Source organism: Micromonospora sp. DT4 (assembly GCF_049841675.1).
Taxonomy (GTDB): Bacteria; Actinomycetota; Actinomycetes; order Mycobacteriales; family Micromonosporaceae; genus Micromonospora.
The window spans coordinates 1-9,481 of the sequence record NZ_JBNCKT010000160.1 but is presented as its reverse complement, the minus strand read 5'-3'; the positions used below and the strand labels follow the sequence as shown (position 1 = coordinate 9,481).

The window sequence follows — 9,481 nt, the reverse complement described above, 5'->3', positions numbered from 1 at the left end:
AAGCCGACGCGCGTCCCGCACCGTAACGCCCATACACCCCAAACGATCACAAACCATTTGGGTTACGGGTCAATAATTCGAGAGCTTGCATTTCGGCTGCGATCACGCCGACATGCTCTACCGGTCCCGTAAGAGTCCATGGGTGGGTCTGTCTGGAGCTTGCACCAGAGGTTCACTATCAGCGAAGACGGCTCCAAGGCTGGCTGAGGACGGCACAGCAGCGGCGGTGAACGTCGAGGCAGCCCGGAAGTGCGCCCGCCGGGCCGCGCGTCGGAACGCACCCAGCACGGCTGGTCCGGCGAGGGTGACGAGGATGGCCGTGGTGACCGCTCGTCCGGTGTCCCAGCCCAGCGAGGTGATGGTGAAGAAGGTCAGGTACCGGTGGAGTTGTTCCAGCACCGGCAGACCGGGCTGGTAGGCGATCGAGCTGGTCGGATCCAGCGAGAACGGCCAGAACGACAGGTTAAGCATGAACCCGAAGAAGTACCCGCTGACGGCGGCGTAGGCGGCGAGCAGGACGATCTCGGCCCGCCCCCGGAGTCGGGGTAGGAGGCCGGCGAACATGCCGACCCAGGCGCAGCCGAACATCTGGTACGGCATCCACGGTCCGACTCCCCCGGTGAGCAGGGCGGAGGCGAACAGTGACGTGCAGCCGAGCGCGAAGCCGAAGCCGGGTCCGAAGACCCGACCGGCGAGCACGAGGATGAAGAAGACAGTCTCGATGCCCGCCGTGCCCGCGCCGAGTGGTCGCAGGGCCGCGTTGATCGCGGACAGCACACCCAGCATGGCGAGGGCCTTGGCGTCGATGCGGCCGTCGGCGATCTCGGCGAAGATGACGGCGAGGACGAGGAGCAGCAGCACCCCGAACATCAGCGGCGGGGTCTGGGTGGAGCCGACGGTGCCCGGTGCGACGACGAACGGCCAGAGGAACGCGACGAAGCCCAGGAACGACGCCATGGTGATCGCGAGCACGGCGCGGGCGGGCACCCGGACGGCGACGTTCACTGTCGTCACGCCGGCACCGCCGGGCCGTCGAGGGCGGCGGCGACCTGCCCGACCGTCAGGTACGGCAGCGGCGCGAGGATCTTCGCGACCTGCGGGGCGAACGTCGGCGACGCGGTGAGGACGGCCGCAACAGATCCGGCGGCAACGATCTCACCGTCGGCCATCACCACCACCCGATCTGCGGTGGTGGTGGCGAACTCGACGTCGTGGGTGGCCACCACGACGGCACGCCCCTGCGCGGCGAGGTCGTCGAGAGTACGGGTCAGCGCCGCCTTGGCCTGGTAGTCCAGCCCACGGGTGGGCTCGTCGAGGAGCAGCACGCCGGGAGTGACAGCGAGTTGGATGGCCAGGACCAGGGCGAGCTGCTGCCCGGCGGACAGGTCCCTGGGATGGTTGTCGCCGTCGATGCCGGCGGCGATGCCGTCGAGCAGACGTCGCGCGCTGCCCGGCTCGGCGCCGTCGCGGTCGGCCTGGTCGAGTTCGGCGTCGACGGTGTCGAGGTACAGCAGGTCGGTGGCGGTCTGCGGGACGAGGCCGACGAGTCGGCGGGCCCGGCTGGCACCCACCCGCCCCGGGTCGAGGTCGCCGAGCGCCGGGGCGGGCACGGCGATGGTGCCACCGTCCCGGCGTCCCGAGCCCTGCAGAGCCCAGAGCAGGGACGACTTGCCGGAACCGTTGCGCCCCATCAGCGCGGTGATCTCACCGCGTACCAGGGTCAGGTCGACTCCACGGACGGCGACGACCGAGCCGTGCCGGACGATCACACCGGCGGCGGCGAGCGCGCTCTGGGCGTCGGCGTGGGAGTGGCGGTGTGGCTGCGGGGGTGTGGTGGGCAACCGGTCCCGCAGGGTGGTGGCGTGCCGGCGGGCGTCGCGTACCGACAGGGGCAGCGGTGACCAGCCGGCCAGGCGCCCGAGTGCGACCACCGGCGGCGCGACGGTGGTGCCGGCGAGGAGCGTGGCCGGGTCACCGTGGCGGACGGCGCCGTCGCGGGCGACGTGGATGAGCTGGTCGGCGTACGGCAGGACACGTTCCAGGCGGTGCTCGGCCAGCACTACGGTGACACCCAGGTCGTGGACCAGCCGGGTGATGGTGGCGAGGAGGTCGTCGGCCCCGGTCGGGTCGAGCGCGGAGGTCGGCTCGTCGAGGACGAGCACCCGCGGATGGGCCGTCAGCGCCGCGCCGATCGCCACGCGTTGCTGCTGACCCCCAGAGAGTTCGTGCAGGCCACGGTGGCGCAGGTCGACGAGGCCGAGCAGGTCGAGGGTCTCCTCCACCCGGGTCCGCATGACGGCCGGGTCGAGGGCGAGCTGCTCCATCCCGTACGCCAGTTCCTCCTCGACGGTGTCGGTGACGAACCCGGCGACCGGGTCCTGCCCGACCACGCCGACCAGGTCGGCGAACTCGCGGGGCGGGTGGTGTGCGGTGTCCCGGCCGGCGACGCGGACGCTGCCCTGCAGGGTGCCGCCGGTGAAGTGCGGTACGAGGCCGTTGATCGCGCCGAGCAGTGTCGACTTCCCCGCACCGGTGTGCCCGACGACCAGACACAGCTCCCCCTCGTCGATGCTGAGGTCAACGTCGCGCAGTGTGGGGCGGGACGCGCCGTCGTAGGTGACGCTGACGCGCTCGAAGCGGATCATGAGGGTGCTCCTGCGATGTCGGCGGCACGTCGTTCGGCGGCGGGCTCCGGTCGGTGCGGGCGCGGTGGTGTCGGTGCGGCGACCGCGGCGAGGGCGGCGACGAGGATCGCGGCGGCCGGTAGGGCGGGCAGGCTGGGCCAGTGCAGCGGATAGAGGGTCGGGTTGAGCGCGGCGGGGTCGTAGCCGGTGCCGGCGCCGAGCACGACAGCGGTCACGACGCCGCAGCCGGCAACGGTCCACTCGGGCCACTGCCACGGGTCGGGTCGATACCGGCTGCGCGACACCCGACGCCCGCCGAGGGCGAGCCCGGCCACGCAGAGCAGCACGCCGCCGCCGAGGCCACCGAGCCCGACCGGGCGGGGCACACCCGGGTCGAGCAGTCCGTACGCGCCGACGCACAGGCCCGCCATGCCGGTGAGCATGAGGACTCCGGTGAGCCGTCGCGAGGCGGGTGTGGCGGTGCCGACCCGGCCGTAGCCGCGGGCGTCCATGGCGGCGGCCAGCCGCAGCGACCGGTCCAGGGCGTCGTGCAGCACCGGCATCAGGATGGCCCGTGCTGCACCAAAACCCCTGGCCCGTCCGGCGCGTAACCGGCGGGCACGCGCGACCCGTTGGACGCTCTCCACCAGTTGTGGTGCGACGCTCAGCGAGACGGTGACGGCGACCCCCAGCTCGTACAGCGCGCCGGGGAGGACCCGCAGGGCGCGTTTGGGGTTGGCGAGGCTGTTGGCGGCGCCGATGCAGCACAGCAGGCACGCCAACCGGAGCCCGTCGACGACGGCGGACAGGGTTGCTTCCAGGGAGACCGGGCCGCCGATCTGGATGCCCGCGTACCAGTCGGGGGTGGGCAGGTGCGGCAGCCGGAACAGGATGTGGTCCTCGGGGGTGATGCCGGAGGCGAAGACCGTCCGGAACACCACCCGGATCGCGATGATGAGCAGCGCGAGGTAGAGGTAGTAGCGGAACGCCCGCGCCCAGGGAGCGTCAGTACGGCGGACGGTGACGACGAACCCGAGCACCGCGAAGATGAGCAGCAGCAACAGCGGGTTGCTGGTGCGGCTCGCGGCGGTTGCCAGCACGAGCGCCCACAGCCACCAGGCCACCGGGTGCAGGGGCCGGGGCAGCCGGGCGACCGCGAGGCGGTGGAAGAGGCTGGTGCGGGTCGGGGGCATCGGTTCAGGTGCGGCGTCGCCGCCAGCCGACGACACCGCCGACCAGGGCGAGGACGGCCAGCAGGCCGACGGTGATCAACGCTGGCAGCGCCGAGCCGGTGTCCTTGCGGGCGGCCGTCGCGGTGGGTGCCGCGTCGAGGATGCGCGGCCCGTCAGGGGTGGCGTCCGGCGGCCCGGACGGCACTCCCTCTGTCGCGGATGTCGTCGGGCTGGCCGGAGGCGTCGGCGTACCGCCGATCGGGACCGACGCCGGTGCTCCCGTCGGTGGTAGGCCGGGCGGGGGTGGGCCGACACCGGGGTCACCCGGCGCCGGCGGGTTGCCGGCGGCCGGCGGGTTTCCGCCGCCGGGCTGGGCCGGGGTGGGCGCACCTGCAGGCGGTGCGGTGGTGGCGGCGCCGACCGGCGTGGTGTTGCGGGCGCGCACGCTGTCCGGGCTGACCGTGGGCCGCCCCTGGGTTCCGCCGATGTCGGTCGCCCCGAAGATCCACAGGTCGACGCTGCCCGGCTTGGGCTTGTAGCTCATCGCGCCGAGCTGGCTGTAGACCCAGCTGTTCTGTCCCGGGTCGGCGTGCCAGTACGACCAGTACGCGCTGGCCGGTGGGGTGAGCGCGCACTTCTCGTCGGCCGGGGTGGGGTACTGCGTTCCGCCCTGGTGACCCGCGTAGCCGATGCGGCAGATGAACGCCGGGCCGTCGTGCTGCGTTCCGGTGGTTCGCCAGCCACCCTGGTTGAGTAGTTGGTAGCCGGTGGTCGGGGTGGTGCCGCAGGAGCGCAGCAGCGGCCCGCCCCACCGGCTGAAGTCGACAGCGAGGATCACCCCGGACGAGGTGGTGCACTGCCCGATCGGCAGGGGCGCGGCCAGCGCCGGCGTGGGTGCCACCACCGGCACGGCGACGATCGTCAGGGCCGCGATCGACCGGAGCCACCGGCGCGCGGTCACGATCCACCGCCGGCGTCGGACACCGCGCGGCGACGGGCGGCGACCAGCAGCAGGACGCCGCCAACGACAAGCACCAGCGCCAGCAGGGCGATGGTCACGATGGACACGCCGGTGCGGGGCAGGTTGCCCCACGAGTGCCCGCCGGGGCTCGTCGTCGACGGGGTCGCCACGGGTGTCGCCGTCGGCGAGGACGGCTGGCTGGCGCTCGGCGTGGGCGTGGGTGAGCCGGACGGGTCCGGACCCGGCGTGTCGTGTACGTCCCGGGTCAGGGCGGCGAACGAGATGCCGGTGGCACCACCGACGACCTGGGTGGAGGCGCGGACGTCCGATCCCGCCTGACCGCCGGCAGCGACGGTGAACCCGCCGTCGTCGTTCTGCTGGGCGGCCAGGAACGCCAGCGCCTTGCCGATCTGACCCGCGTAGGTGGTGTCGCGCAGGGTGAGGCCCTGGATGGCGAGTGCGGTGGAGTTGGTGGAGTCGCCGGCCGCGCCGGGGAACCCGCCGTGCTCCTTCTGCGTCGAGGCGATCCAGGCCAGCGCCTTGTCGACGGCGGCGACCGCCGCCGGATCGTCAGTTAGCGCGGCCAGGGCCATCGCGGCCATCGCGGTGCTGTCGACGTCCCGGTCGGTGTCCGCCGCCGGGATGAGGCTGGGGAACGACCCGTCGGCTCGCTGTAGTCCCTTGAGGAACTCGACCGGCTTGGCGGCGGCCTCACCTTGTCGTGCGCGGAGCTGGGCGATGATGCCGAGCGACTGCCCGAAGACCGAGGTGGCGTACCGGTAGTTGCCCGCACCGGCGCAGCCGGTCTGCGCGTCGAGCTTGGTGCAGGTCACGTCGGCCAGCGCGGCGATCAGGTCGTTTCCGCCGAAGGACCGTGCGTCGTAGCCGGTGACCTGGGCCAGCACCGCGACCTTGCCGATCGCGCCGCCGACGGCATAGTCGGTGCCGACGCCCAACCACATGTCGACGGTGAAACCGCTGTCGCCGACCGCGCCGCCACCGCGCAGGAACTCGACGATCGCCCGCAGCTTCGCGTCGTCCCCACCGGTGGCGGCCAGGGCGTACGCGCCGTCGATGCTCAACCCGAAGTCGGGGAAGCCGGGAAACGACTCGTAGTACCGGCCGTCGATCAGGTTGCTCGGCGCGACAAGATAGGACACTCCCTTGGCCAGATCCGGCCGAGGCCCGGCCGGTGGTGGCCCGCCCAGGCGGTGGGTCAGCGCGGCGAGGTTCGTGCCGGCGAGCGCGAGCGCCGCCGCGGCGGTGGCGGCCAGGTCGGCGTCCGGGTTGCTCGGGTCGGGGCTGAGCCCGCCGCCGGTGGCGATCCGGCCGACCAGGAAGCCAGTGGCGGCGGCGGCCCGGTCGGTGTCGCCCAGCACGGCGAGGGCCTGAGCGGCGTGTCCGCTCGAGTAGGTGTCGGTCAACCCGGCTCCGGTGTAGGGCTGGTAACCGCCGTCGGTTTCCTGCGCCCCGGTCAGGAACGCCTTGGCCGAGCCCAGCGCCTCGTCCTGTCCGCCGAGGGCGTGCAGCGCGAGGACGGCCAGGGTCGTGGCGGCGATGTCCGGGTCGCAGAACTCCCCCGGGGCGAGCCACAGACCACCGAAGGCGCCGCCCGCGCACTGCTGCCCGGTCAGCCGGGCGACGGTCGCGGCCGGCGGGGTCACGCCGGCCCGCTCGAGCGCGAGCAGCGCGGTCGCGTGGGTCATCGGTCCGGTCGATCCGGCGAAGTCACCGGCGAAGTCACCGGCGGCGGCGCAGCCGGCGTCGACGTCGGTCGCGGCGCACACCCGGTCGGTGAGCGTGGCGATCAGGTCCCGGCCGCCGAACGCGCGCGGGTCGCCGCCGGTGATCGTGGCCAGCAGCGCGAGATTGGCGACGTTGGCGGTGTGCGGCGCGGCGGTGTCGCCGTTCGGGAAGATCGCGGCGTCGACATGTGCCCGCAGGTAGTCGACCATCTTCGTCAGAGTCTGGTCCTGCCCGCCGGTTGCGGCCAGGGCGGTGGCGACGGCGATGGTGCGGTAGTAGTCGACGAAGCCGTTGTCGACGTGGTCGCCGTCGGTGAGCTGCCCTACCAGGTAGGTGGCGACGGCCTTGACCTGGGCCTCGGTCGGCCGTGCCGGCTCGGTCGGCCCGTCCGTCGCAGTGGGCGTGGGGGTCGGTGTCGCCGACGGGGGCGGACCGCTCGCGCGTACCGACGCGGGGGTGAAGCTCGGTGCCCCGGTGGTGCCGCCGATGTCGGTGCCGCCGAAGACCCACGCTTCGACCTCACCCGGGCCGGGGCGCTGGGCCATGGCGCCGAGGGGGCTGTAGGTCCAGTGGTCCTGCCCGGCGGGGGCGATCCAGTAGGACCAGTAGGCCGACGCGGGCGGCGTCAACTGGCACGCCTCGTCGGCCGGCGTCGGGTATTCGGCACCGGTCTTGAAGGCGGGCGACCCGATGCGGCAGATGAAGCCGGGACCGTCGTGGGCGGTGCCGGTGGTGGTGAAGCCCGCCTCGTGCAGCAGGTCCAGGCCGGTGGTCGGGGTGGCGTCGCAGCCGCGCAACAGCGGCCCGCCCCACGCGCCGAAGTCGACCGCGACGATCGCGCCCTGGGTCGGGGTGCAGGAATCCAGCGGGTCGGCGAGCGCGGCGCGGGTCGGCACCACCAGCGCCACCGCGCCGAGCACCGCTGCGGCGACGGCCGCCAACCACGCCGCGGGAACACGCGACGTTCGACTGACCAGTGGGGACATGGCGACTCTCTCGGGGGTAGCGGCGCAGGCGCGGACGCGGACCCCGGGGACAAGTCCCGGAAACCTGGCTCCACGCCGTGTACCTCGACGGCGCTGCGGTGCACTATCCAGCCAGGTAATCCGACTCGTCCCGAGAACGGGACCTACGGCTGCGGGCCAGCGCCGGACTTTGACCGGCTTCCCCTGACTGCTGGATCGGGGCCATCGGACCACAAGGGCGACCACCCCGTCAACGCGAGGTCGTGTCATGTAGCTAACAGCGCGCGGTAAAGGCTTCCTCCCATACCGTGACCGCGTCATCGCGTGGGGGAACCCGGTGGGAATCCGGGGCTGACGCGCAACGGTGAGGACGGTCGCCGTCCCGAGCCCGACTACCCACGTGGTGACGCAGCACCTGCGGTATCCGTCCCACGCGTCCTGCGGCCGGCCGCCCCGCTCCCGCCGGCCCCTCCCGGGCTCTGGGTCGAGGCAGTCGTGCCCCGTACCCCAAGGAGACCCGATGTCCTCGCGCCTTTCCTCCACCAGTAGCCGGAGGCGTCTCGCGACAGTTCCCGCCGCCGCTCTGATCGCTTCGGTCGTCGCGGTCACGACCGGTGCCACGCCGGCCGCCGCGACCTCGACCGCCGCGCAGATCGCCACCGCCAGGACCAACGGTGTCGCCTATCTGCACACTCTGCAGGCCGCCGACGGCAGCTACGCCAGCGCTGGGCTGTCAAACGAGTGGGCGTTCAGCGCGTTCGCCCCCGCCGGCGTCGCGGCTGTGGACGTCTACCCCTCCGGCGACACGACCAAGAACGCCCGCACCGTCTACCGCAACCAACTCTCCGCCGCGTCCTGGCCGGGCACCTCCCCCGTCGTCACCGACTACGAGCGCGGCGTCCTGAACGCCTACGCCGCCGGCATCGACCCTGCCCGGGTCTCACCCGCCCGCAACCTGATCGCCGACACCATCGCCTACTGGCAGACCGGCTCGGCCGGCTACTATGGCCCGCCGGCGAACGTCAACGGCACCATCTTCGCCACCCTCGCCCTGGCCGGCGCGAAGACCCAGACCGGTGCCGCCCGCGTGCCGCAGGCACTGCTCGACCTCTCGATCACCCGGATCCGCAACAACCAGCACAACGACGGCGGCTGGACGTTCAGCCAGGCCGAGGGCAACCCCACGCAACTCGCCGCGGCCAGCGACATCGACATGACCGGCGCGGCCATGGCCGCCCTCTGCGCCGCCGGGGTACCCAACACCGACGCCGACGTCGTCCAGGCGAAGAACTTCCTCAAGGGCAAGCTCGTCAACGCCTCGGGTGCGTTCACCTCGATGTTCGGCGTCAACACCGACTCGAACGCGTGGGCCGTCTCCGGGCTCAACGCCTGTGGCATTCCGAGCCAGGGCTCCGACTTCACCACCACCGCCGGCAAGACCCCGATCGACTTCCTGCGCGCGCAGCAGCTCAGCGGCGGCGGGTTCAAGTACCTCACCACCAACACCACCCCATCGGCGTACGCCTCCATCGACGCTGTACGCGCCCTGGCCGGCGCGGGCTACACCGCCGCTCCCCCGACCCCGGTCACCGCCGGCGCGCCCACCTGGGTCGCGGCGAGCGGATTCACCGCCGGCACCGCCTCCCGGCTCGCCGTGATCATCGACAACGGCAGCGGAAGCGTCACGCCGTGCGCGGTCACGCTGACGCCGAGCGCCGCCACCAGCACCCTCGGCGCGGTGCTGGACGCCGCCGTCGGCACGGCCGCCCCCAGCGGCTGCGTCACCGCCCTCAACCCGACTAGCGGCACCGGCACCATCACCTCGATCAACGGCCTGACCAACAGCGGCTCCTCTACCTGGAAGGTCACCCGGGACGGCGGCACCCCGGCCACCGCAACCCGCGGCACGACAGTGACCATCGGCGACACCATCTATTTGACCAGTAACCCAAAGGTGCCGTGGTTAGCCGGCTGCGTAGCGGACTTCTGGCTTGCCGAACAAGGCTTTCACGA

General features: G+C 72.6%; 6 protein-coding genes and 2 riboswitches. Of the genes, 1 reads left to right on the top strand and 5 read right to left on the bottom strand.

The window, feature by feature from the left end; genetic code table 11:
• Positions 1 to 117 precede the first annotated feature (117 nt).
• From ACLQ24_RS27125 to ACLQ24_RS27105, 5 genes are read right to left on the bottom strand one after another with little or no spacing between them, the layout of a single operon-like run.
• Positions 118 to 1,014 (bottom strand): ECF transporter S component, encoded by an 897-nt coding sequence (locus ACLQ24_RS27125; RefSeq protein ID WP_425894582.1) that lies wholly within the window; start codon positions 1,012 to 1,014, stop codon positions 118 to 120.
• Positions 1,011 to 2,645, bottom strand: coding sequence for an ABC transporter ATP-binding protein (locus tag ACLQ24_RS27120; RefSeq protein ID WP_425894581.1), 1,635 nt, complete (start codon positions 2,643 to 2,645; stop codon positions 1,011 to 1,013). The genes ACLQ24_RS27125 and ACLQ24_RS27120 overlap by 4 nt, the downstream gene beginning before the upstream one ends.
• Positions 2,642 to 3,817, bottom strand: a complete 1,176-nt coding sequence (locus tag ACLQ24_RS27115) for an energy-coupling factor transporter transmembrane component T (protein ID WP_425894580.1) — start codon at positions 3,815 to 3,817, stop codon at positions 2,642 to 2,644. Before ACLQ24_RS27115 ends, ACLQ24_RS27120 begins: the two co-directional genes overlap by 4 nt.
• A gap of 4 nt (positions 3,818 to 3,821) precedes the next feature.
• Positions 3,822 to 4,757: an LPXTG cell wall anchor domain-containing protein gene (locus ACLQ24_RS27110; RefSeq protein ID WP_425894579.1), complete on the bottom strand. Its 936-nt coding sequence runs from the start codon at positions 4,755 to 4,757 to the stop codon at positions 3,822 to 3,824.
• Positions 4,754 to 7,489 carry a prenyltransferase/squalene oxidase repeat-containing protein gene (locus tag ACLQ24_RS27105; protein WP_425894578.1) on the bottom strand — a complete coding sequence of 912 codons (2,736 nt, stop codon included), beginning with the start codon at positions 7,487 to 7,489 and terminating at the stop codon, positions 4,754 to 4,756. Before ACLQ24_RS27105 ends, ACLQ24_RS27110 begins: the two co-directional genes overlap by 4 nt.
• A 93-nt stretch (positions 7,490 to 7,582) precedes the next feature.
• Positions 7,583 to 7,698, bottom strand: a riboswitch (cobalamin riboswitch).
• A 67-nt stretch (positions 7,699 to 7,765) separates the two neighbouring features.
• A riboswitch (cobalamin riboswitch) is annotated at positions 7,766 to 7,886 on the top strand.
• 102 nt (positions 7,887 to 7,988) lie between these two features.
• Here ACLQ24_RS27105 and ACLQ24_RS27100 point away from each other — a divergent pair.
• The coding region (locus tag ACLQ24_RS27100; RefSeq protein WP_425894577.1) for a hypothetical protein at positions 7,989 to 9,481 on the top strand (1,493 nt) is incomplete at its 3' end.

What these genes read in the sequence shown, in the direction of transcription:
- ACLQ24_RS27105 (WP_425894578.1), bottom strand. Translation starts at nt 7,489, where the DNA reads ATGTCCCCACTGGTCAGTCGAACGTCGCGTGTTCCCGCGGCGTGGTTG.
- ACLQ24_RS27115 (WP_425894580.1), bottom strand. Translation starts at nt 3,817, where the DNA reads ATGCCCCCGACCCGCACCAGCCTCTTCCACCGCCTCGCGGTCGCCCGG.
- ACLQ24_RS27120 (WP_425894581.1), bottom strand. Translation starts at nt 2,645, where the DNA reads ATGATCCGCTTCGAGCGCGTCAGCGTCACCTACGACGGCGCGTCCCGC.